The organism is Microcoleus sp. D2_18a_D3 (assembly GCF_036702455.1).
GTDB lineage: Bacteria > Cyanobacteriota > Cyanobacteriia > Cyanobacteriales > Microcoleaceae > Microcoleus.
Window position 1 is genome coordinate 1 of the sequence record NZ_JAUBTK010000104.1, and the last position, 22,403, is coordinate 22,403.

Annotated in this window: 17 protein-coding genes and 1 CRISPR repeat array; of the genes, 7 read left to right on the forward strand and 10 right to left on the reverse strand. The window is 47.3% G+C overall.

Going from position 1 to position 22,403, the window contains the following annotated elements; all coding sequences use genetic code 11:
- Nucleotides 1–108: 108 nt before the first annotated feature.
- Nucleotides 109–435: a CRISPR direct-repeat array (repeat unit 37 nt; unit sequence GCCGCAATTAACCAAACTCCCTATCAGGGATTGAAAC).
- Nucleotides 436–541: 106 nt separating this feature from the next.
- Both QUB06_RS30345 and QUB06_RS30350 read right to left on the reverse strand, forming a co-directional pair.
- Nucleotides 542–1,642, reverse strand: coding sequence for a precorrin-8X methylmutase (locus QUB06_RS30345; protein ID WP_333438435.1), 1,101 nt, complete (start codon nt 1,640–1,642; stop codon nt 542–544).
- The gene (locus QUB06_RS30350) at nt 1,627–1,797 is read right to left on the reverse strand and encodes a hypothetical protein (RefSeq protein WP_333438436.1); all 171 of its coding nucleotides are present in this window, start codon (nt 1,795–1,797) and stop codon (nt 1,627–1,629) included. Before QUB06_RS30350 ends, QUB06_RS30345 begins: the two co-directional genes overlap by 16 nt.
- Nucleotides 1,798–1,992: 195 nt before the next feature.
- On the opposite strand from QUB06_RS30350, the gene QUB06_RS30355 reads away from it, so the two are divergent.
- From QUB06_RS30355 to QUB06_RS30365, 3 genes are all read left to right on the forward strand, one after another.
- A complete protein-coding gene (locus QUB06_RS30355) occupies nt 1,993–3,906 on the forward strand; it encodes a heavy metal translocating P-type ATPase (protein ID WP_333438437.1) in 1,914 nt (637 codons plus the stop codon).
- A gap of 230 nt (nt 3,907–4,136) precedes the next feature.
- The gene (locus QUB06_RS30360; protein WP_333286024.1) at nt 4,137–4,346 is read left to right on the forward strand and encodes a hypothetical protein; all 210 of its coding nucleotides are present in this window, start codon (nt 4,137–4,139) and stop codon (nt 4,344–4,346) included.
- A gap of 63 nt (nt 4,347–4,409) precedes the next feature.
- Entirely contained in the window at nt 4,410–6,476 is a 2,067-nt protein-coding gene (locus QUB06_RS30365) for an elongation factor G (protein ID WP_333438438.1), read from the forward strand.
- A gap of 152 nt (nt 6,477–6,628) precedes the next feature.
- Here the strand turns inward: QUB06_RS30365 and QUB06_RS30370 are convergent, their stop codons facing one another.
- The 4 genes from QUB06_RS30370 to petP form a co-directional block, all read right to left on the reverse strand.
- A complete protein-coding gene (locus QUB06_RS30370; RefSeq protein WP_333438439.1) occupies nt 6,629–7,033 on the reverse strand; it encodes a HEPN domain-containing protein in 405 nt (134 codons plus the stop codon).
- Nucleotides 7,023–7,700: a hypothetical protein gene (locus tag QUB06_RS30375; RefSeq protein ID WP_333438440.1), complete on the reverse strand. Its 678-nt coding sequence runs from the start codon at nt 7,698–7,700 to the stop codon at nt 7,023–7,025. The genes QUB06_RS30370 and QUB06_RS30375 overlap by 11 nt, the downstream gene beginning before the upstream one ends.
- 362 nt (nt 7,701–8,062) lie before the next feature.
- Nucleotides 8,063–9,157: a Get3/ArsA fold putative tail anchor-mediating ATPase NosAFP gene (locus tag QUB06_RS30380; RefSeq protein WP_333438441.1), complete on the reverse strand. Its 1,095-nt coding sequence runs from the start codon at nt 9,155–9,157 to the stop codon at nt 8,063–8,065.
- Between the two features lie 185 nt (nt 9,158–9,342).
- Nucleotides 9,343–9,543, reverse strand: a complete 201-nt coding sequence (gene petP / locus QUB06_RS30385) for a cytochrome b6f subunit PetP (protein ID WP_333070922.1) — start codon at nt 9,541–9,543, stop codon at nt 9,343–9,345.
- Between the two features lie 670 nt (nt 9,544–10,213).
- Here petP and QUB06_RS30390 point away from each other — a divergent pair.
- Complete coding sequence (locus QUB06_RS30390; protein WP_333438442.1) at nt 10,214–11,320, forward strand: FecR domain-containing protein; 1,107 nt, start codon at nt 10,214–10,216, stop codon at nt 11,318–11,320.
- 568 nt (nt 11,321–11,888) lie between these two features.
- Entirely contained in the window at nt 11,889–13,703 is a 1,815-nt protein-coding gene (locus QUB06_RS30395) for an adenylate/guanylate cyclase domain-containing protein (protein WP_333438443.1), read from the forward strand.
- A 155-nt stretch (nt 13,704–13,858) separates the two neighbouring features.
- Here QUB06_RS30395 and glsA read toward each other — a convergent pair whose 3' ends face one another.
- A complete protein-coding gene (gene glsA, locus QUB06_RS30400) occupies nt 13,859–14,785 on the reverse strand; it encodes a glutaminase A (protein ID WP_333438444.1) in 927 nt (308 codons plus the stop codon).
- A gap of 449 nt (nt 14,786–15,234) precedes the next feature.
- Between glsA and QUB06_RS30405 the strand changes: the two genes are divergently transcribed.
- Nucleotides 15,235–15,573 (forward strand): hypothetical protein, encoded by a 339-nt coding sequence (locus tag QUB06_RS30405; protein WP_333438445.1) that lies wholly within the window; start codon nt 15,235–15,237, stop codon nt 15,571–15,573.
- Here the strand turns inward: QUB06_RS30405 and QUB06_RS30410 are convergent.
- Both QUB06_RS30410 and pap read right to left on the reverse strand, forming a co-directional pair.
- Nucleotides 15,570–16,565, reverse strand: a complete 996-nt coding sequence (locus tag QUB06_RS30410) for a YdcF family protein (RefSeq protein ID WP_333147803.1) — start codon at nt 16,563–16,565, stop codon at nt 15,570–15,572. The genes QUB06_RS30405 and QUB06_RS30410 overlap by 4 nt on opposite strands.
- A gap of 353 nt (nt 16,566–16,918) precedes the next feature.
- Nucleotides 16,919–18,406, reverse strand: coding sequence for a polyphosphate:AMP phosphotransferase (pap, locus tag QUB06_RS30415; RefSeq protein ID WP_333438446.1), 1,488 nt, complete (start codon nt 18,404–18,406; stop codon nt 16,919–16,921).
- Nucleotides 18,407–19,155: 749 nt separating this feature from the next.
- On the opposite strand from pap, the gene QUB06_RS30420 reads away from it, so the two are divergent.
- On the forward strand, nt 19,156–20,115 hold the full coding sequence (locus QUB06_RS30420; protein WP_333438447.1) for a GNAT family N-acetyltransferase: 960 nt from the start codon (nt 19,156–19,158) through the stop codon (nt 20,113–20,115).
- Between the two features lie 142 nt (nt 20,116–20,257).
- Here the strand turns inward: QUB06_RS30420 and QUB06_RS30425 are convergent.
- Nucleotides 20,258–22,403: calcium-binding protein (locus QUB06_RS30425; protein ID WP_333438448.1), on the reverse strand; the 2,146-nt coding region annotated here is incomplete at its 5' end.

Genomic DNA, 22,403 nt, shown 5'->3' on the forward strand with positions numbered 1-22,403 from the left:
CGGCGATGAATGATGACTATATGATGCAGATTCAAAGAGTGCTTGTGTCAAGCCTGATTGAGATGCTCTTACCCTGCCGTTCCTGCGCCGCGTCTTCATTTAGATATTGCCGCAATTAACCAAACTCCCTATCAGGGATTGAAACGCGGCCGGGGGAGGAACAACAACCCCGAACCCCCCGCCGCAATTAACCAAACTCCCTATCAGGGATTGAAACCTAGGCTGATCAAATATCGAATTCTAACTCTTGGCCGCAATTAACCAAACTCCCTATCAGGGATTGAAACAAGAGCCGAACTATGAAAGGATGAAAAGTTCTAGCCGCAATTAACCAAACTCCCTATCAGGGATTGAAACATGAGGCAAGGTGCTAAAAGCGCTACCCAGCAAGCGGGCAAGCCGCAATTAACCTAACTCCCTATCAGGGATTAAAACTTTCGGAAGTATTCACCAGAGGAGGAGACAGGAGGAAAGAGAGTATTCTTCTCCTGACTCCTGACTCCTGACTCCTTCTTCGCCACAACCAACCTAAATCCCATCTTTACTTGAGATGACAATGACAATTCGGCTTTTCAATCAAAGACTCAACCAAAGCATTCAAAGCAACCGCCGCCAACAACCCGCCGCCAAAAGTTCCCAGAGTCGTAATATAAGCAACGCCCGATCGCACTAACCGCCGTTTCGCCACCGGAGAATGACTAAAACCGATCGGCATACCAATTACCAAAGCCGGTTGCAGTTGCCCACTCTCGATCGCCTCGCAAACCGCCATCAGCACAGACGGCGCATATCCTATCACCAATATACATCCTTTTTCGAGCTTCAACAACTTTTCAAACCACTCACGCTGCTGCCAGAATTCCTGTTCCGCTTCCGCCGCAGCATTGATGTGCGGGTCATCAATTAAAGTTGCAATACTTGTTCCCAAATGCGCCAATCTAGTCCCATCCAAAGCCGCAAAAACAGGCGGCACATCAGCCACAATTTGACACTGATTTTTCAAAGCTTCCCGCGCCGATTTAATCGCCGTTTCGCTCAACTTCACAAACGGCAGCAGCGAACAATCACCGCAGGCTAACACCAGTTTAGAAAGCAAGTCTACCTCAATTTCCGAGCGATCGCCCAAATCCGGCAACAAATGCTGCAACGACTCCCCAAAATCCTCCGGGTGAGTGTGCGCCCCCGCATCCCAACCCTCCCAAACTTGTTCCAACTCATCCAACCCCCCCTCAGTTTCCGCCTGCAACAGCCTTAATTGCGCCAAGGCGTCCGCTTGCACCGCTTGACAAGAAATATCCCGTCCCAGCAATCCTTCCAGCGCCGAAGCCGTTTCTCTGAGGCGAACAATTTGCTGAATAACCGACAGATATTGCCGTTGCAGAGTCGCCATCAGCGCGTCAGGCGAAGCATCCGCGTCTGTTTCTAACAGTTTGCGGATGTGAGACAGTTGAAAGCCTTGCTGCTTGAGTGCAACTATTCTTTGCAGTCTTTGCACGTCGCTGCGGGTATACAATCTATAGTTAGAGGTCGATCGTACGGCCGGAGATAGCAGCCCCAAAGCGTGATAATGTCGCACCATCCGAGGGGTAATTGTGCCTTTTACCGCTTCTGTAAGTTGTTTGATTGTCAGGTATTCTTGCATGGGATTTTGGGATTTTGATTGTATATTTGATTCTCGAATTCACCCACAGTCAGCCCGGTAATCAATTCCCACGCATTCACCCACAGTCCGCCGGGGATTGAAATCCCCGTCTCATAGCAGAAGTCGGTTAAAACCGACTGAAACATTAAATTCAATTCTCAACTCTCTTGAGTCCTCTTTCAGAGGACTTGCGCTATGAGACAGGGAATTCATTCCCTGTCGGGCTGTCCGACTCTGAGACTCAACCAAGGGCGAGTTGATTCTAGATTTATTTTAATTTCACTCTTGACATTGACATTAATGTCAAGGTTTAGGCTACAGGAGTCATTCTACCAAATCAAGCTTTACAAATGATTTCTAATTCTTTGTCAATTTCTCGCATCTCCCAGTTAGCAGAAGAACATCCAGATGCTGTGACTGCCGCCCTGTGCGGAATTCTAGTAATCTTGGGTTCGCTAGCGCTGCAATTCGGCTGGCTGGGTGTAGCCGTATTCATCTTACCCGCAGCTTATGTTATCGGCGGCTATTCCAGTACCCGCGAAGGCTTAACTACGCTTTTTCAAGAACGCGAATTAGATGTAGATTTGTTAATGATTGTTGCTGCTTTGGGCGCGGCCGGTTTGGGGCTGTGGCGGCAAGAATATCATTTAATTGTTGACGGTGCGGTGTTGATTTTAATCTTTGCAATTAGCGGCGCGCTTGAAGGTTATGCTATGCAGCGGACTGAACGCAGCATCCGCAGTTTGATGAGTTTGACTGCGGATACTGCTAGGGTAGTAATGTACGGCGGGGAACGGGAAGTTGCGATCGACAAATTGGAAATTGGCGATTGCATTTTAGTCAAGCCGGGAGAAATCATCCCCACAGATGCGATAATTATTGAAGGTTACAGTGCGATCGACCAAGCCTCGATTACCGGCGAATCGATGCCCGTAGAAAAAACCAGGGGCGATGAAGTCTATGCAGGTACAATTAACGGTGTCGGCGCGCTGAAACTCGAAGTTCATAAAACTCCAGAAAGCAGCTTGATTCAGCGAGTGATTCGGCTGGTCCAAGAAGCGCAAACAGCAGCGCCGCCTTCTCAAATGTTTGTGGAAAAATTCGAGCGCGGTTATGCTAAATTAATCGTCGGTTTAGGCTTGCTGCTGGCAACTTTGCCGCCCTTTGTTTTGGGCTGGAATTGGGAAGAGACAATCTATCGGGCGCTGATTTTCCTAGTAGTCGCCTCCCCCTGCGCGCTGATGGCTTCGATTATGCCGGCGCTGCTTTCGGGAATTGCTAACGGGGCGAGACAGGGGATTTTGTTTAAAAGTGGCGCGCAATTAGAGATGATTGGTAAAGTCAGGGCGATCGCCTTTGACAAAACCGGAACTCTCACCACGGGAAAACCTGAAGTTATCCAAATTGTACCAGCAGCCGGATATACTGAAACAGAAGTTCTGCAATTGGCAGCGGCTTTGGAAGCTCATTCCGAACACGCGATCGCCTCTTCAATTGTCAGCGCCGCCCAGCAGCAACAGTTACAATTGTCAACCGCTACCGACGTACAAGCAAAAATCGGTCAAGGAATAGTCGGCAAAGTCAACAATCAAATCATTGCCATTGGTAAAGCCGAATTTGTCGAAGCAACTTCCGAATTGACTCAAATCAGCCAGCAATTGCAAGCCGAAGGTAAAACAGTTGTTTGGGTGGCAAAGGGCGCTCAACTTTTGGGAATCATTGCAGTAGCAGATACCATCCGCCCCGAAGCAGCAGCAACAGTAAAACGCTTGCAAAAATTAGGCGTAGAACATATAATTATGCTAACCGGCGACAACGAGCAAACAGCTCAACACATCGCCAGCCAATTAGGCATCAAAGAAGTGTACGCCGAACTTTTGCCAGAAGACAAAGTGCAGGCAATTAAACAACTGCAAACCCAGTATCAAACTGTAGCAATGGTGGGAGACGGCATCAACGACGCCCCCGCCCTCGCTCAAGCTTCCGTCGGCATTGCGATGGGAATTTCCGGCAGCGATGTTGCTTTAGAAACTGCTGATATAGTATTAATGGCAGATAAATTAGAGCAACTAGCTAAAGCAATTAGTTTAGGCCGCCGCGCTCAAAAAATTGTCAAACAAAACATTGTTTTTGCACTCAGTTGCATTATACTGTTACTGGCTGCCAATTTTCTCGGAAACATCACCATGCCTTTAGGCGTAATCGGTCACGAAGGCTCTACAGTAATAGTAACATTAAGCGGTTTGCGACTCCTGAGAAATTAGATAACACGAAAAAACCGCGATTTAATCGAGGCAGAGCAAGAGTTAAATTCGTTTCCAGGCAAAGCCCATTGGTGACACTTTAATGTTAAACTAACCGTCTCTCTTGTTTATATCGAAGCCTAGATCCCCCCTAACCCCCCTTAACAAGGGGGGGACAAGATTCTTCTCAAAGTCCCCCTTTTTAAGGGGGATTTAGGGGGATCTAGACTCAACTACAAGCGACATTTATTATGAGTTTCAGTCTTAAGCTGTTACCAATGGGCCGAGCCTGGGAACGAGAATCCGATCTGCGTTCTCTGCGGTTAAAAAATCCAAATATTAAGAAAAACTACAATTTGTGTTTGCGTCACTCAAAACACGCTACCGTCAAAAGTATAGAATCATACCAAAATCTAAAGTTGCTCGAAACTGCAATAAAAATTAACCTAGAAAAAGTCTAGAAAATGGTATAGAACTGATTGCACCAAGAGCAATAGAAAACAAGTTTTCTGTTGGAGGCTATTATGAACCACAAAGTCCTTGGGGCCACGCGGAACGTTGCAATTGTTGGCCCTTATTTAAGCGGTAAAACCGCACTGCTAGAAAGTTTGCTGTCAGTGACAGGGACAATTACCCGCAAAGGAAATGTCAAAGAGGGCAACACAATAGGTGATAGTTCGCCGGAAGCGCGCGATCGCCAAATGAGCGTAGAAGTAAACGCCGCCACCGCTGAATATGAAGGCGTCCGCTTCACCTTTCTCGACTGTCCGGGCTCGGTAGAATTTGCCCAAGAAACTTACAATGCGCTGATTGGTGTGGATGCGGCGATAATAGTTTGCGAACCAGTTGCCGATCGCACTTTAACCCTCGCACCCCTGTTTAAATTCCTCGATGATTGGGAAATTCCCCACTTAGTTTTCATCAACAAGATCGATCGAGCTTACACAGACGAAACTACTTGCGGCACCAACTTCACCGAGGTGATCGACGCGCTCAAATCCGTTTCCAGTAGACCGATCGTACCTCACCAATATCCGATCGGCAAAAACGAACAAATCATCGGTTTTATCGACTTAGTAACCGAACAAGCTTACCACTACCATCCGGGCGCCGCCGCAGATCCCGTCCCGCTTCCAGAACACCTCAAACCAGAAGAAAGCGCAGCGCGGCAGCAAATGCTCGAAGAATTGGCGAATTTTGACGACCATTTACTCGAAGAATTGCTCGAAGAAATCAATCCCGACGCCGAAGAAATTACCCGCGATTTAAAGATGGAATTAGGCGCAGATTTAATTGTGCCAGTATTCATCGGCATCGCCGAACAAGATTTCGGCGTGCGGCCTCTGCTGGAAGCTTTGCTGAGGGAAGCGCCGACACCGGAAGCTACAGCCGATCGCCGGGGGATTATACAAAGTGAAAACAAAGTTTTGGCTCAAATCCTCAAAACCTATTACACACCGCAGGGAGGCAAACTATCGTTAGTGAGAATGTGGCGGGGGACGCTGGCAGACGGAGCAACTTTGAACGGCGTTCGAGTTAACGGTTTGTACCGCTTGACCGGCCAGCAAACGCAAAGTTTGCAATCCGTCAGCGCCGGGGAAATTGTGGCTTTGGGAAGGCTAGAAGGCCTGAAAACAGGCGATACGCTGGCGATCGACCGATCGGAAGAATTACCAAAAGCCGAAATCATCTCCCCTGTCTACGCACTGGCGATCGTCCCAGAAAAGCGCAACGATGAAGTTAAGCTGAGCTCCGCTTTAGCTAAATTGCTAGAAGAAGACCCATCTTTAGTCTGGGAACAGCATGGCGACACTCACGAAATTATACTTTGGGGTCAAGGCGAAATCCACCTGAAAGTAGCCTTAGACAGGTTGCGCCGCAAGTATAACTTGCCGATGGTAACTCACTTACCGCAAGTGCCTTACAAAGAAACCATCCGCAAACCAGCATCTTCCATCCACGGGCGCTACAAACACCAAAGCGGCGGACACGGACAGTTTGGCGACGTGTACCTCGACATTCAACCGCAGCCCCGCGGAGAAGGTTTCAGCTTTAGCGACAAAATAGTCGGCGGCGTCGTCCCAAAACAGTACATTCCCGGCGTGGAAGTGGGAGTGCGCGAGTATTTGGACCGCGGCCCGCTGGGTTTCCCCGTGGTAGACGTAGCGGTGACGCTGACGAACGGTTCCTATCATACCGTTGACAGTTCCGAACAAGCTTTCAAGCAAGCGGCGCGTTTGGCGATGCAGGAGGGAATGGCCAAGTGCGAACCGGCATTGCTGGAGCCGATCGCCAAAGTTGAAATTTGCGCTCCGAACGAGTGTACATCAAAGGTGTTGCAGTTGGTCAGCGGACACCGCGGCCAAATCCTCGGCTACGAAGGTAAAAAAGGCTGGAAGGGATGGGATGCAGTTTCTGCTTATTTGCCGATCGCAGAAATGCAGAATTTGATCGTAGAATTGCGATCGCAGACAATGGGAGTCGGATTTTTTAATTGGGAGTTCGATCGATTGCAAGAAGTGCCGGAACCTTTAGCTAAGCGGGTTTTGCAAACGACTGGCGGCAATGGAAACGGTAACGGTAAAAGTTAGGTAATTTTCTTAAAAAACCCGGTTTCTTCAAGAAACCGGGTTTTTGTACGAGTTGCAATTACAATTGATTGGGGTCGATTCCCATTTACCTCACATCTTGCCTGTTCATAAAAAGCTTATTGAGAATGGTGCAACATCTCAGATTTACCGGATTATTCAGTTAAGTTACTTAACGCTGAAATAATATTCTGAGCTAGCATTAACGCTGTTCTCGCTTCTCTTTGTAAGTTAAACATAGTATCTTCATAATCAGCTTTATTCCTAAGTTCTCTCAATCTGCTTAAATTTTCACCTATTTTGACCATATTTTTCATTTTAGTTGGGTGCTCTATAAATTCTTCGGCTACATATTGATGTTCGTTGATATCGCGATTCTTACGAAAAAGTCTTGGGTCTTGTTCAATGTCACGTAAGTAATTTCGCGCTAGGCAAAATGTCGAATAGTAGGCTCTACTTATCGCCGATCGCAACTTGGCTTCCCTGTTAGCTGAACTGTCACTATTTGTGGCAGCTAACTCTTGAGCTAAATTCAAATATTCCGACCAATCAAATCTCATTTGAATCCCATTCAAGGCTAATATGTAAATCATTTTTGGGGGCCGCTATTTTAGCTTCGAGCCACCAACTATCATCAAGGATATTTAACTTTGCAAAAGCTTCATCGACTTCGAGTTTGGTGTAAATGGTAATCCACAGCGATCGCCAATTGGCAATTTCTGGATCGGTTTTCACTTCCAAGCCTAATCTTTCCGTAGGAAAGAGTTCTCTAATCTTAGAATGAGCTTCTAAAATCAAAAGTGCGAGCGCTTCTTGTTCCATGATGATTTGAAAACTTTCTCTAGGGTTTTCAACCGCGTACAGGCTTTTAATTTTATTAAAAGATGCAATTAAATTGTCAAAGGCTTTAGCTATTTCAGAGGGATTTTCCATTTCTTCAGGCGGCTGAGGAAAGGAAGGGCTTAAATTTATAGCGTCGGTGCTGTAAATGCTGTCACTTGTCGGCTGGTAGCGTTTGTCTTTTGATTTGGCTTCGTACTGATCTTGTAAGTCGAGGCGTTCTTTTGTGTAAATTTCGTTCAGAGTGTTGTTTTGTTCGGCTAATTTTTCTAAAGCCAATATCTGACGACTTATATTCTCTTCCAAGTCGCCAAGCTGGACAGATGAATCTAGTTTAGCTAAAGCAGCGCCAAGGGCTTGCAGACTAATAATATCTCTTGCTTTCATAATAGTCGATGGTTTGGAAGTTAGGGATTAACTTTACCAGTAATCGTGAAACCTGTTTGGAGATTGTAGCAGATTTAGCGGTTGAATGTCGTAGGGGCGGGTTCACCAACAATATATAACGATGACCAAGAATCTATATAAACCCGCCCCCACCCCACGGTAAATCTGAATGTAAATTTCGATTTACCGTGGGGAGATGGCGGGTTTTTGAGAGTGTTTTTTCCGGCGATTATTGTTTGTGAAAGCCGCCCTTACGATCGCACAAATTATACGATCGCGAATCAACGAGACATGATATTAGAGAACTCGATAATTCATCCGTGTATCCGTGTCAAAATCCGTGTCGTGCCTTCTTCCTTACCCTAAAAAGAAATAATCAAGTAACCATTCAGGAACTTAGCACCAGTAACAGACTTCCCAGTTAGCGCCGGAGGCAGCAAAATATTGCGCCGCTGATCGCCCGCTTCGATGGTCACTTCCGGCCCCGATTGAATCAATTTAATTTCTTTCTTGTCAAACCCAGGCAAAAACAAACTAACTTGACGCTGTGCAATGTTGATGTTAATCGGTTTAGGAGCTTTTCCCGCCTCCGAAAAATCTGGCAAAGCATCAATTAGCGGCTGCCAGTTATTGTCACTGTGCGCCGGAACCGAAACAGCCGTCAAAGGATCAAACTCGGCAGTAATAGCTTCTGTAACCGATGCTTGATTAACAATGACACCGCCCACAGTCAAGCCAACTTGTTGAGAACTTCCCCAAAGATAGCGAGCAGTTGCGATCGCACTTGCATCCCCAGTCGTCACCAAAAAAGCCGCCGTGCGGTTCGGATCTGCCAGCGCTTCCTTACCCTTATCCAAAAGATTATCGACTTGCTTAGTCGATTGAAAAGCATTATCCCCAGACAAATCCACAGTCAACACGGTACTGACAACCGGTTGAATAAAAGGTGAAAGCGCTTTCCCCAAATCCGAATCTACCAAAGCTTGGCGGAACCTGCGGATGTACCAACTCAGAATTTCCGGCATTCCCAGCATCCGCAGCGTATCCATGCCGCCATTGCCGTCATAAACGATGACATCGTATTGTTTGCTGTCCTCGTATTCCCGAAGTTCGTTCAACGCCAGCGCGCTGTCCATTCCCGGTAACACTCCTAATTCTTGACCGTAAATCTGCTTGAAAAACGGAGTGCGGACATATTGAGCTTCTAGTTGTTTAACTTCGTCCCACCTGCGTTCTAGCAGCGGCGCGCTTTGCACCTGAACTGCTTTGAGGTTGGGGGCGATTTCCTGGGGGCTGAGAGTCAGAGGAACCCCTAGCAGAATACCCAATGCAGGGCCCGGATCTTGGCCGAGCAGCAGAACTCGCTTGCCTTGAGCCGCGTATTTTTTAGCTGTTGCGATCGCGATCGTACTGCGGCCAGTGCCGCCTTTGCCCAAAAATGTCAAAATCAAAGCCATTTTCTGTTCTCACTGCCAAAGCTTACTCTTTAACATTTAAGCGCAACCTTCAGCCAGAGTGGGGGAGGGAGGAGAGTGGAGGAAGAGGAGAGTCGGTGAGTGGGTGAGTGGGTGAGGGGAAGAATTGGGAAAATTTTTCCTCTTCCTTCTTCCTTCTTCCTTCTTCCTTCTTCCTTCTACATCTGTTAAACGGGTTCTAGCTCATCTTCAAAGAACCAAGTCGCAAAACCGTCAAACTTGACAACCACGCCTACTCCGCTACCGTCAACCATTTTGAATCCGTCAACAGTGCCTACTGGATTCTCCTTTATCTTGCCCACTATATTTGCAGGTATCCGATCTCTGAGACGGCGCACCTTGACTCTCTGACCTACTTCTATTGCCACTGAAATTGTTCTCCTGCTCTATATAACCTATATACAACCGTTTATTTTACAGTTTGGCGTCTACTTCGGAACAGCAACACCAGCAGGCGATCGCTCGCTATGATTTTCCCTCGAAATTTCCACCAACTTTCCCTAAAAAACGGTATTCTAGTCGGAGTTTGTCGATCGTCTAGCCGGATTCGCTTGGGTTTGCTTCATAAGCTTCCACAGCGGCAAGCTCAACTTCCAGAGTCTCGCGCACCACGGAGATAATTATTTTTTATCCCTTCGCAAAAACAATCTTTTTATTAATTGCCACCACTACAGGATTTATTTCCAATTAGTCATCCTTCCGGCAGAAGCCAAAAGACATTCAGAAGCAGTAATTAATTTTAGGTTTGCTATATATAAATCTTGTATTTCTAACGTTGACATCGGCTAAGATTAATGCTGTAAAGCACTTGGAGTCTAGCTTGCAAAATTTTCCGAATGTCAGATTGTAGGAAACGGTCATGTTGTAACGGTTTACTACAATCTGAAAATAAAAAAAAGATTTAATGCTAAAATTTCAGGCTGAGAAAGTTTATTTGTGCTGCTGTGTTAGGGCAGAAAAAGTGGAACGATTGCCGGATTTAGGGTGTCTGATACAGGAAAGGAAGTCTAGAAACTTCAATATGACAAAATTGAAATTATGAATAAAATTTTTACCTGTGGGCGATCGACCCAAATTCCGCTCCTAAGTTTGTCCTTAGCTGTGTTCGTCTGTCTGCCGCTTGGTCGTGCGACGATCGCCAGTCCGCTCTCTCCATCCCCCACACATCCGTCGAACGCTACTAAAATTATCTCAGTCGATCGACCGCCAGCACTGCCAACAGCCTCAAAATCTCCAACAAATCCGGCAACTGTGGCGGCAAATCCATCCCCAGCAGAGACGATAAACGCCCAGGGAACAGCGGCCGGACGATCGCTCGAAATAGAAGAAATTCGCGGTACAGTCAGCTTTAAAGGACGGCCGGCGGTTGTCGGCGATCGGCTAGTCGCCCCCGGAGACGAAATCATCACCGGCCCCGATTCCACAGCCCGTTTAGGCATCGACAACGACGGCGGCATCGTGGAAGTTGCCGAAAAAACCGCAGTCAGAATATCCAATTTGTCAAGCAGTGCAGGCGGCCAAAAAGACACAGCGATTTTTGTCAGCAGGGGGCGAGTCAGGTTGTCGATCGGCAAAACTGCTGCGACAACTCCCGCAGCCAACACCTCAACAATTATCCCCCCAAACCAAATAGCCTCCCTGAATACCTTCAGCGGACTCGGCAAATCCAGTCAAATTGCCCAACAAAAAAAATCTGCCAAAACCGCCCCAGTCAGAGTTGAAACCCCAGAAGGCGTTGCTGGAGTTCGCGGCACCTCCTTTGGCGTCAGCGTCGGCGGCGGCAAAACCGCAGTCGAAACTATTGAAGGTGCAGTCGTAGTATCCGGCAGCACCGACTCGGAAATAGTTGTCAACAGCGGTAACGCCACGACAATTTTCCCTCAAACCTCGCCCGTGGCGCCCTCAGCGAGCCCTCGCCTAGCTAAACTCAAAGTCCGCAGGTTGTTGAGAGTCAGCGGCAATATTTATAGCCTCAGCGGTCAAATTAACCCGATTGACATAATTTATGTCAACAACGAAGCGATTAAGATCGATCGAAATGGCAACTTCAAAATCCAAGGAATTTTACCTCCAAGCCGCCGCCTCAAAATCGTAGTCCGAGGCCCGTCAATCACAGAACGGCATTACAGCCTCACAGTTCCCTAAACAACGTCTTTAAGAGTAAAATGCGCGGGCAGTCTCTGAGGACGTGAGTTAAATCGTAAGTCTTATTTGAGTTGATTATTTCGTGTAGGGGCGAAGCATTTCGCGGTGAAACTTTGTAAGCCCAGCCGCGTCTAAATATTAAAGTCAAGTTTAATTCAATTATTGTGAGGTGTCCCGCCCGCCTACAAATATAATTTAGATGCCCAACAAATTAGTCAAAATAAAGACACTTTGCGCCCAAGCTTCGCCCTTACGGTATGGTAAAAATTCATAACTATAATATCGTTTCCGGTTGCATCGGAATAATAGAATCGAATCAACAGTTAACACTCAACCATTCAGTTTTTAGATACCGAGTCAAGACTCAACAGTCAACAGTTAAAAATCCCCAAGAGTGCCACCGGAATTGATATATAGCAATCCTCGCATCATTTGTGAATTTCTTACTCCCTCCCCTTGATAAGGGGAGGGTTGGGGTGGGGTAAAAAATTTACGACTCCTGCAAGGATTGATATAGCTCCTCTCGAAAGTCCGACTCGAATGTCAATGATTGCGTCAAATTAATTGCATGAAGTTCAAAGAATGGATCGATCATCTCAAACCAAATCAACTGCTCGGCCTGCGGCAATATATAGCCACAAACCCTCCCTGGCTCACAGGAGCAGTAGTAGGTATAATGTCTGTCGCCATGCTGCAATTTGGAATGTGGAAACCCCTTGAATATTTGGGATACAAAACCCTATTTCAAATTCGAGAATCGGGATTTTTTCCAAATCCGGGATGGGATCAGAGAATTGCAGTAATTGCGATCGAACGGCATTCCTTGCAGGAATACGGTCAATTTCCTTGGCCTCGCAACCGCTACGCCCAACTGCTAGAAGCGCTGAAAAAATCCCCCCCCACAGCCGTTGGTTTTGACATTCTTTTCCTCGATCCAAGTCCTAAAGATGATATTTTAGCTGCGGCAATTGCCGCCAACGGCAAAGTTGTACTCCCTACAACCCTCAAAGAAGAACCCGTAGCATCTTTAAAAGCAGCCGCCGCAGGTGTCGGCCACATCAGCCAAGAAGCCGATAGCGACGGTATTAGCCGCGAGTCAAAAATCTTTCTCAACGGGATTCCTAATTTCGGTTTAGCAATGACTCACAGGTACAATGCTGCTAATCCCCAAGATCCAGTATTGCTTCCACAGTCAAAAAATAAGCAGGAAAAAAAAGTTTGGATTAACTGGCCGGGGAAAACAGAAAATCTACCTACCTATGCTTTTGTTGATGTCGTAGAAGGTAGAATTCCCGCAGATGCTCTGACCAATAAGTTAGTTTTAGTGGGCATAGTTGCTACGGGTTTCGACCCCATATCTTCACCTCTCAACAAGACTACGGCTGGGGTTTATTTATATGCAGCGTTGATTGACAATTTGCTCAATCAACGCTTGCTGCAGCGGCTGCCGGTAGTGGTAGAAATTTTGTTATTGTTGGGGATTGGCCCGCTGACGGCTTTGGTTCTGGGCCACCGAGGTGTTAAAGAGAGAATTGCGATCGCTCTCGGTTTGCCTATAATTTGGATTGGGGCTGCTGCTTTGTTATTTGGCTTCTTTTTTTGGTGGGTTCCGATTGCCGCACCTATCGGCACCCTCATTTTATCTAGCACTGCTTTGCAACTTCGGGAACAGTACGAAAAGCAGCAGTTGATGAGGTTATTTGAAAAGCACGTTGCTCCAGAGACTGCTCAGCTTATTTGGGAACGCAAAGCGGAGATATTTGAACAGGGAGAACTCGAACCTCAAGAACTTACAGCAACGGTGCTGTTTATGGATATTCGTAGTTTTACTTCGATTGCAGAAAAAATGCCGCCGCGAGATTTACTCACCTGGTTGAACAATTATTTGGAAGCGATGACTAACTGTATTATGGATCATGGCGGCGTTGTAGATAAATACATCGGTGATGCAATTATGGCAGTTTTTGGGGTGCCTTTTTGCCATACGGAATATCGGCAAATTCAACAAGATGCTTTGAATGCAGTTGCGGCTTGTATTGCGATGCACGAACGGCTGCACCAACTTAACCAGCAGCTTAGAATTGAACACAAACCTTTAATTAAGTTTGGCATCGGTTTGCATACCGGACAGTTAGTTGCTGGTAGCGTGGGCGGTTCCCGGCGTTTGAATTATTCTGTGATCGGCGATGCTGTTAACGTTGCTGCTAGATTGGAGGCGATGAATAAGGAAATTGTTTCTGACAGTCCTTTTAATTTGTTGGTGACGGCGAGGACTTTTGCTTACGTGCGCGATCGCTACGAAGGCCAAAAAGTAGGCTCGATTCAATTGCGCGGCAAAAAAGAAGAGACTGTGGTTTATGCTATTTTGGGCGAAAAGCATTAGTCAGTAGTCAGTAGTCAGTAGTCAGTAGTCAGTAGTCAGTAGGGAAAATTACCTTTTTCCAATTACCTTTTTCCCAATTCCCCATTAGACATTCCCAATTCCCAATTCCCAATTCCCCATTCCTAATGACTACTGACTACTGACTACTGACCAATCTAATCAAATACGCTTAGCCGCAGAGTTTTAGCTATTTTTTCTAACAGAAATAAACCGCCGACAGAATTTCCGTCTTTATCCAGGGGCGGACTGTAAAAGCCGATCGCACCTTGACCCGGAATTACCGACAGCATTGCCCCGCTAACTCCCGACTTAGCCGGCAGTCCCACCCGCAGCGCAAAGCGGCCCGATGCTTCATACAAACCGCAAGTTGCCATCAGCGCTTTGACAGTACGGCAGTTTTCCCCCATTGCTAGATCGCCACTATTTACCAAAACCATACCCAGCTTAGCTAAATCCTCCACAGTTCCCGACAAACAGCAGACGCGATTGTAAGTTTCTAAAGCAATTTTCGAGTTTTGAATACAACCAGATTCTACCATTTTCAAGGCGAGATTCCAATTGTTTTGATTCGGATTTGTCTGCACTGAATCGAGCATTAACTCGTCAACAAATAACTGACTGTTTGCCTGTTGATTCAGCCAATCGAGCAAGTTTTGACAGCGCGCAACAGCATTTTGACCGGGAATCAAAGACGCTAGGGCGATCGCCCCGCTATTAATCATCGGGTTTCTCGGCTTCCCTTGGTCTATTTCGAGTTGAGTTAGGGAATTGAAAGGCAGTTGCGAAGGCTCGCAGCCAACGCAGTCAAAAACCGTTTTTTCGCCCAATTCGCACAGCAAATAAAGCAGCACAAAGGGCTTGACTACACTCATCAGCGGGAATGTTTGAGCAATGCTACCCCAGCTCACAATTTGACCGTCAATTGCCCGAATTTGCACGGCAAACCCTTGTCTGTCGGCTTGCGCTAGGAGAGGTATGTACGCAGGAATTTGACCGGATTTACTGCGATTAATTGCCTCTTTTGTCCAAGCTTCCAGTTGTTCGGGTTGCAGGCAAGATAGTTTGCTGGTGGATATTTTCACTCTCGATTATTTCGATTATTGGAGATTTTAAATTGGCATTCCTGGCGCGATATTGAGCCAGAAACCCCGTTTATTAACCGAATTGAGTCACTTGGGCCTGCTGCGGGAAGAAACTGGGTTTCTTCGGGGAGCTCAACCAAGCTCGAACTTCAGGCTATTGACGTTTCTGCCCGCCGGGAGCAAATAAATTTTTCATAAAAAACCTGTACTTTGCATAAAAATCTCCCCTTCACCCGGATATATAAGTAGCAGCTTCAAGGCAAGGCTGCTATCTAAAACAAACCAGCACTAGCTGGAAATGCCTTCAGATTCTTATATTTAAGCCCCAGCAAGGGGCGGGGTGCATATTTAACTTAATTCTTTCAGAGTTCGCCAAATCCTGTCCGGAAAACCCCCGAACCTCTGAGAATGTACTATCCAACCGGATTTACCAAAACCAGGATAAAAAAATGGCAGAAGCTAAACCAGAAGCACCAAAACCCGCTCCAATGACTTTTAAGGGTGTGTGCAGCGACGGAGTTCTCAAAGGCAAAGAAATTGAAGGCAAACTAGACATCAAAGTCAATGTTGAATCTGTCAAAGCGGCAGAAGCACCGCCCAAAAAATCCCAGTGGGAGCCAGTTATCTTTTGGGTTTTGTTTGCATTTATGGCAAACTTGATTGTCGGCGACCCCGCCGGAATGAGAAAAAACAGCTCCCCACAAAGGTCTCATTCTCATCAGATGTTAAACCAATCTGGGGAGCAGTCGCTGTTGCCTAAGAAAAACACCAGCAACTTGCCACTTTAGGCCCTGGGAGCCTGCCAGCCGCGCAAATAGTAATAGAAAGACCCGAAATATTCATCGAATACTCGCGTCGTAGTTACCAAAGCTTCTGCACTAGGCAAAAAATCTCCCGCGTCTAAGCGGAGTCTACTAGATTTCCCTCCTGATGTGGGTTGAAAAGTGTAGAAGTCGGTAGCCCTAGGAATCACCTGGATTCCCATATTCGCAAAAGCGAGGCTGGCACGGCGCATCTGAATCGCAGATGTTACCAGGATTACTTTGCGCGGGGCGCCACGGGTGTCGAGTATCTTTCTCACCTCTTGGGCGCTGGTGCGTATGTTGCTGCCGTTATCGTCGAGAACGATACTGCTGCGCGGCACGCCCATGTTGTTTGCCAGCAAAGTCTCGATATCCTTAGCTTCGCCAACATAACCCTCCAACTCTGGTCTGGGGCCAGCGGTAACGATGACCATCGGTGCCACTTTTTGGCGGTACAAAACGGCTGCATAGGGCAGGCGATTGCCTGTATCTGTCAGTTGAATCGCTACTCGGTTGGGGATGTGAGGCTGAGTGGTTCCCTTGCCCAAGAGGACGATCGCCGCGGCAGTTTCATCGCAGCAAGCTGTGCGGACGGCTGCTGCGGCGTCCCGTTCTGCTTGCTCGGCGAACCAGTAAGCGACAACTGGCATACTCGAAAGGATCAAAACTAGCAGCGCTGCCAGGATCATTCTCGGCGCCGGGTTGCGGATGCCCCCGTTCGTGATCAGCGCCGATGCAATCACCAGCAGAGTGATGGAAAAACCCAGCGGCTTAAAGAAGAAGGCTATGAGCCCGAAAATCGCTGCTCCGACCGGGGTGTCTGGTGCAAAAAAAGCTAGGATCAAAAGGCTGATCAGCAGCAAAACGCGCAGCCGGTCTAATAAGGGATTGTCTTTGCCTCCTGATTGATCCCACCACGATTTGATCAGTGAGAACAGGAGGAATAGAAATAGAATGCGAGCTAACAGTTCTGGCATCTTGCAATATTCTGTGTCTTCATAAATTAGTACAGAAGTTTGGAAACGAGCGCGAATTTAGCTGCGGGAGGAAATACGGGCATCGGTGGGTTTTTAACTTTCGCGAATAACGCAGTCCGATCGCATTTATCCTGATGCTCGCTTCCGGTCAGCTATCAACCATTGGTTGCAGGGTGAAACCCGCTACTTCGAGTCACAGATTGCTGACAGTTAATTGGTAATTGATAACTGGTAATAGTTGATTGGTAATTGGTAATGGATCGAGCACGCCGCAGGTGGAATTGACAATTCAAGCCTGCTTTGTTCTGCCTACTTTTTTCCCCATTACCTGTTACCGATTCACCAATCCCAATTTATCGGCGCTTCAGTTGATTCCGAATTGCCTGCGTTACCGTTTGAATTACTTTAACACGAGCATAATACTTGTTATCGGCCGCAATTAGCGTCCAGGGAGCAAGCGGCGTGCTGGTGCGCTGAATCATTTGATTCACCGCCACTTCATAATAATTCCACTTTTCCCGATTCCGCCAATCTTCCTCGGTGAGTTTGTATTGTTTAAATGGATTGTTTTGCCGCTCTGTAAACCGCTTTAGTTGCTCGTCAGGACTGATGTGCAGCCAGAATTTAACTAAAACACAACCGAAACTGGTGAGTTGCTCCTCAAATTCGTTGATTTCCTGATAAGCTCGGCGCCATTCGGGTTCGGCGGCAAATCCTTCGACTCGCTCGACCAGCACTCTACCATACCAACTACGATCGCAAATGCTGATTTTACCAGCCGTTGGCAGCCGTCGCCAGAACCGCCAGAGGTAGTGATGCGCTTTTTCTTCGTCTGTCGGCGCCCCAAAGGCATTAACGGTGTAACTGCGGGGGTCTAATATGTCCGTCAAGCGCTTGATTGCTCCTCCTTTACCAGCGGCGTCCCAACCTTCAAACATCACTAATACGGGGATTTCCTCTTCGTAAATGCTTTGTTGCAGTTTGCCAAAACGGGTTTGTTCTTCGCGAAGTTGCTGTTTGTATTCGTCGGGGGACAGCGATTGAGTTAAATCTACTTGGGCGAGCAAGTCGGGTTCGGTGGGTTGCAAGATTTCTTGAGGCGGCAATTTCACAGGTGCAGATTGCATCGGCAGTCTGTCTAAGGCTTCTGTAATTGTCGCTGCCATTTGCGTTAAAACTTTGACTCTCGCCCAGCGTTGACAATCGCCTTCTACTAGCGTCCAAGGTGCGCGGCCCGTGCCGGTTTGGGCTACCATTTCTTCGGCAAAAGTTGTGTATTCTTCGTATTTTTTGGCTTGTTTCCAATCTTCGGGCCGCACTCGCCAAGCTTGTAAGGTGTCGTCTTCTAGTTTTTTGAGCCGATGCTTGAGCTCTTTTTTGCTCAAGTGAATCCAAAATTTGGCAATTGCGGCGCCGTCATCAACCATCTGCCGCTCGAAGGCGTTGATTTGCCTGATGGCTGTCGGTACTTCTGCGTCGGAGATTCGATCGAACAATCGGTCTTCTAAAATGTGAGTGTACCAACTGTGGTAGAAAAAACCTATTTTGCCGCGGGCGGGGAGTTTCTGCCAAAACCGCCACAGGAAAGGATAGCCCATTTCTGCATCTGACGGCGGCCAAATCGGGTGGACGGCAAACCCCCGCGGGTCCATGTACCCCACCATTTTTTTGACGAGGGCGCCTTTGCCGGCGGCGGCCCAACCTTCGAGGACGATAATTGCAGGCAATTTTTTTTCCCTGCAGGCCAGTTGGAGCGATCGCAACTGTTGCATTAAAATTTCTATCTTGGCATCATAGGTTTCTTTATCCAGGGAAATATCTAAATCGAGGTTGTCGAGCATATTTACCTCATATTAATCTGTAAAAAACAGTTTAACGTTAGTTTAACGTTTGGATAAAATTAAATCCTCAATTCAGGGGAAAACGTTATAAAAATTACAGTTACGGCTGGTTAAAAGCCGATCGCTCCTGCAATCAAATGCCACCCTCGTTAATACTAGCAAGAATCCCTCGATTTCAAACTTGCAAAAAAAAATAGCTCAGGTTATAGTTGAAATAGGGAACTTTTAAATAAGTTCAACTTCTCCCCTCCCCCGATCGGGCGAGTTAACAGGAGGAGCCAAAAATCCCTTAAAAAGGATTTCTTGTAAAACAGAGCAAAAGTAAAAATCAACTACCCGGTGGGGGTGACAACTTCTTTACTTAGCTGTAGAAACTTTATTCAAACAATAGTAGTTACTTAAGCACCAAGCTTGGTAACGAAAGAGAGCGCGACTCATCGACATCCAGCCATAAACTCACATACAAAACTAGCCCAAAAAGGCAAACCAATTTTTATGATTGCGCTATAAGATAAAACCTGAAAGCCTGGGTGATATAAACAGGTTTCTGAGTTTTATCGACACCATTCTCAAATACTAAAAACAGTTTAGGTGCGGGCACGCGAGCCCGCCCCACAAGAGTATTTATTTCTTGTGGAACAGGCCGGAGTGCCTGTTACTGACATTTGTCCAAAATGTCGGAATTACTGTACTTGTTTGCCAATACCAATTAAGAGGAACAGTCCGAAATTACGGATTGCAAGTTTTTTATGAATATCTTGACAACACGCTCCTACAAGGGCGAAACTGACTGGTGCGCGATCGCAAATTTGATCGATGCTTGCGAAGCTGTGGATAGACTCGGCGAGGAAGTCTCAGCAACTGAACTCAAGCTAATACTTGATGCCCCCAAACTCGACCAAGCCCGCGACGTGCAGTTGTGGGAAGATGGGAATTACAAACTAATCGGTTTAGCACTCCTAGATATGCCCGATTCGCCAGAGGAAATAGACGCTTGTCTCTGGTTTTACGTGCATCCAAAGGTGCGCGGCGCAGGTTTGGAAAAAGACATAATTAAATGGGGCGAAAAGCGGCTGCGCGAAGTCGCGAAAGAACGGAATTTGCCCGCGAAATTGCGTACCTACAGCCGCGAGGACCAAACCGATGAGATGCGGCTGTTAGAAAAACAGGGCTTTGAGGTCGATCGCTATTTTTGGACAATGGCCCGATCCCTCGCCGAACCGATTCCCGCGCCGGAATTCCCTGCCGATTTTGCACTGACTCACGTATCGGGAGAACAAGACATCCAACCCTGGGTAGAGATGTTCAACCAGTCATTTATCGATCACTGGAATCACCACGATTTAACTGCGGAAACCGTGCGTTATTGGATGCAAGATCCGAATTATCAGCCGGAATTAGACTTGATTGCTGTTTCGGGCGATCGTAAATTTGCTGCTTTCTGCGACTGTCAAATCAAACCCCAAAAAAACGCCCGCAGCGGCACAAAAGACGGTTGGATTGAATTGTTAGGAACGCGGCGAGATTTTCGGAAAATGGGTTTAGGAAAAGCGATGCTATTAGCAGGTTTGCATAAGTTGAAAGCGGCGGGTGCAAACACAGCTAAACTCAGCGTCGATGCTGATAGTTTGACGGGGGCGACAAAGCTTTACAAATCAGTGGGTTTCCGCCCGATGGAAACTTGGATAGAGTGGGCTAAGACAGTGTAAATTCGTTAGGGTGGCCAGAAACCGGGTTTTTGCGAAAATACTGCGTTACAGCCTGCCGATTCGGTAAAAAACCCGGTTTCTTTGGTTTTGATGCGAGATCCCTTTTTTACTCAAGGGGCTCTCGCACTTTTCCTTCCTTTCCTTAAACCAGCATGAAATTAGCCGATGTAATCGAATTGGCACTCACTCCAATCATCACACCTAACTCCTCTCCTGTCAAGACATTTTTGATGAGAGTTCCGTGAGTATTTTGAGTTATGGCTAACTGACCAAAACTCAAACCACCGCTTAATCCAATCAAATCTTGACCGACGGTAAAATCAGCGATTATATCAAATCCTTGACCAGCTTTTAAGGCAAAGATATCATTGCCGCTACCGCCAATCAAACTATCATTACCCAAGTCTCCGTAAATGATATCATCACCTTTTCCGCCCAGGAGAGTATCGTGATCTTCCCCTCCATAAAGAGTATCATTTCCTTCACATCCTCCCAGGATATCGGCTTGTTTGTTGCCGCTAATTAAGTCATTACCTACACCGCCGCAGATAGTATCTGAACCTAACTGTCCAAACAGGTAGTCATCACCTTGACTACCAAGAATTATGTCGTCACCTTTGCCTCCATATAAAACGTCATTATCCTTACCACCATCGATGAAATCATCATCTTTATCACCAAGAATGATGTCAATACCTTCGCGGCCATGTAACAAGTCATTGCCTTTGCCTCCGAAGATTAAATCGTTGCCAGACTCGCCAAGAACGATGTCGTTTCCTTCATCTCCATAGAGGATGTCGTCACCTTTGCCTCCAGTGATGAAGTCGTTGCCTTGGTTGCCATTAAAGATGTCGTTGCTGGCTCCACCATATAAGTTGTCATTCCCAGATTTGCCATCGAATATATTGCCGTTGTTAGTGCCGATAAATTCATCGTTTTGGGCAGTGCCTATTTGAATTCCCGATACGCCAAGTATGGTGTTTTCAACTGCATTGGGTTGGTTGAAGTTGGGATAGGCAATGTCATCGCAGATGCAGTCGTCATTGGGGATGTTATTAGTTATTGGTGTCGGTGTTCCCGATGGCGTTGGCGTTCCCGTTGGTGTCGGTGTTCCCGTTGGCGTCGGTGTTCCCGTTGGTGTCGGTGTTCCCGTTGGTGTCGGTGTTCCCGATGGTGTCGGTGTTCCCGATGGTGTCGGTGTTCCCGATGGTGTCGGTGTTACCGATGGCGTAGGTGTTCCCGTTGGTGTCGGTGTTGCTGTGGAATTACTAAAGAGAATGATGTCGCTTGGTGAGAGAGAATTGGCTTTGATAGAGATAGTTTGACCATTCCCTAAGTTTAAGACTAAACCGGAAGGGGTAGATTGTAATGCTGCGAGCACTTGTTCCGGTGAGGTGAAACCGAAGGCGACATCAAGTTGTAATTTATCTTCTCCAGGGGTGAAGTCTAAAATTAGGTTTTGTCCGCCGAAAGTACCAGTTCCGGGACTAAAGATGAAGGTGTCATTGCCAACTCCTCCGGTGAGGGTGTTGTTGCCAACTCCGCCATTTAGGATGTCATTGCCAGCGCCACCATCGAGGATGTCATCACCAGCGCCACCATCAAGGATGTCTGGATTGCTTGTACCGGTGAAGTTGTCGTTAAAGGGACTGCCAATGATAGTGACAGGTTGAGTGATGTTGCTGAAGTTTTGAGTAACGCTGTTGGGGGATGAGGCATAGTCGAAGAAGTTGGTTGGTGTCGGTGTTCCCGATGGAGTCGGTGTTCCCGATGGAGTCGGTGTTCCCGATGGAGTCGGTGTTCCCGATGGAGTCGGTGTTCCCGATGGAGTGGGTGTCTCTGATGGCGTGGGAGTTCCCGATGGAGTCGGTGTCTCTGATGGCGTGGGAGTTCCCGATGGAGTGGGTGTCTCTGATGGCGTGGGAGTTCCCGATGGAGTGGGTGTCTCTGATGGCGTGGGAGTTCCCGATGGAGTTGGTGTCTCTGATGGCGTGGGAGTTCCCGATGGAGTTGGTGTTGGCGTTACCGATGGTGTTTCCGATGGAGTTGGCGTTTCTGATGGAGTTGGTGTTTCCGATGGCGTGGGAGTTCCCGATGGAGTTGGCGTTACCGATGGTGTTTCCGATGGCGTGGGAGTTCCCGATGGAGTTGGTGTTCCCGATGGCGTGGGAGTTCCCGATGGCGTGGGAGTTCCCGATGGAGTTGGTGTTTCCGATGGCGTGGGAGTTCCCGATGGAGTTGGTGTTTCCGATGGCGTGGGAGTTCCCGATGGAGTTGGTGTTTCCGAT

What these genes read in the sequence shown, in the direction of transcription:
- pap (WP_333438446.1), bottom strand. Translation starts at nt 18,406, where the DNA reads ATGCTCGACAACCTCGATTTAGATATTTCCCTGGATAAAGAAACCTAT.
- QUB06_RS30365 (WP_333438438.1), top strand. Translation starts at nt 4,410, where the DNA reads ATGAACCACAAAGTCCTTGGGGCCACGCGGAACGTTGCAATTGTTGGC.
- QUB06_RS30405 (WP_333438445.1), top strand. Translation starts at nt 15,235, where the DNA reads ATGGCAGAAGCTAAACCAGAAGCACCAAAACCCGCTCCAATGACTTTT.
- QUB06_RS30390 (WP_333438442.1), top strand. Translation starts at nt 10,214, where the DNA reads ATGAATAAAATTTTTACCTGTGGGCGATCGACCCAAATTCCGCTCCTA.
- QUB06_RS30410 (WP_333147803.1), bottom strand. Translation starts at nt 16,565, where the DNA reads ATGCCAGAACTGTTAGCTCGCATTCTATTTCTATTCCTCCTGTTCTCA.
- QUB06_RS30420 (WP_333438447.1), top strand. Translation starts at nt 19,156, where the DNA reads ATGAATATCTTGACAACACGCTCCTACAAGGGCGAAACTGACTGGTGC.
- QUB06_RS30375 (WP_333438440.1), bottom strand. Translation starts at nt 7,700, where the DNA reads ATGAAAGCAAGAGATATTATTAGTCTGCAAGCCCTTGGCGCTGCTTTA.
- QUB06_RS30395 (WP_333438443.1), top strand. Translation starts at nt 11,889, where the DNA reads ATGAAGTTCAAAGAATGGATCGATCATCTCAAACCAAATCAACTGCTC.
- QUB06_RS30370 (WP_333438439.1), bottom strand. Translation starts at nt 7,033, where the DNA reads ATGAGATTTGATTGGTCGGAATATTTGAATTTAGCTCAAGAGTTAGCT.
- QUB06_RS30355 (WP_333438437.1), top strand. Translation starts at nt 1,993, where the DNA reads ATGATTTCTAATTCTTTGTCAATTTCTCGCATCTCCCAGTTAGCAGAA.
- QUB06_RS30345 (WP_333438435.1), bottom strand. Translation starts at nt 1,642, where the DNA reads ATGCAAGAATACCTGACAATCAAACAACTTACAGAAGCGGTAAAAGGC.
- QUB06_RS30360 (WP_333286024.1), top strand. Translation starts at nt 4,137, where the DNA reads ATGAGTTTCAGTCTTAAGCTGTTACCAATGGGCCGAGCCTGGGAACGA.
- QUB06_RS30380 (WP_333438441.1), bottom strand. Translation starts at nt 9,157, where the DNA reads ATGGCTTTGATTTTGACATTTTTGGGCAAAGGCGGCACTGGCCGCAGT.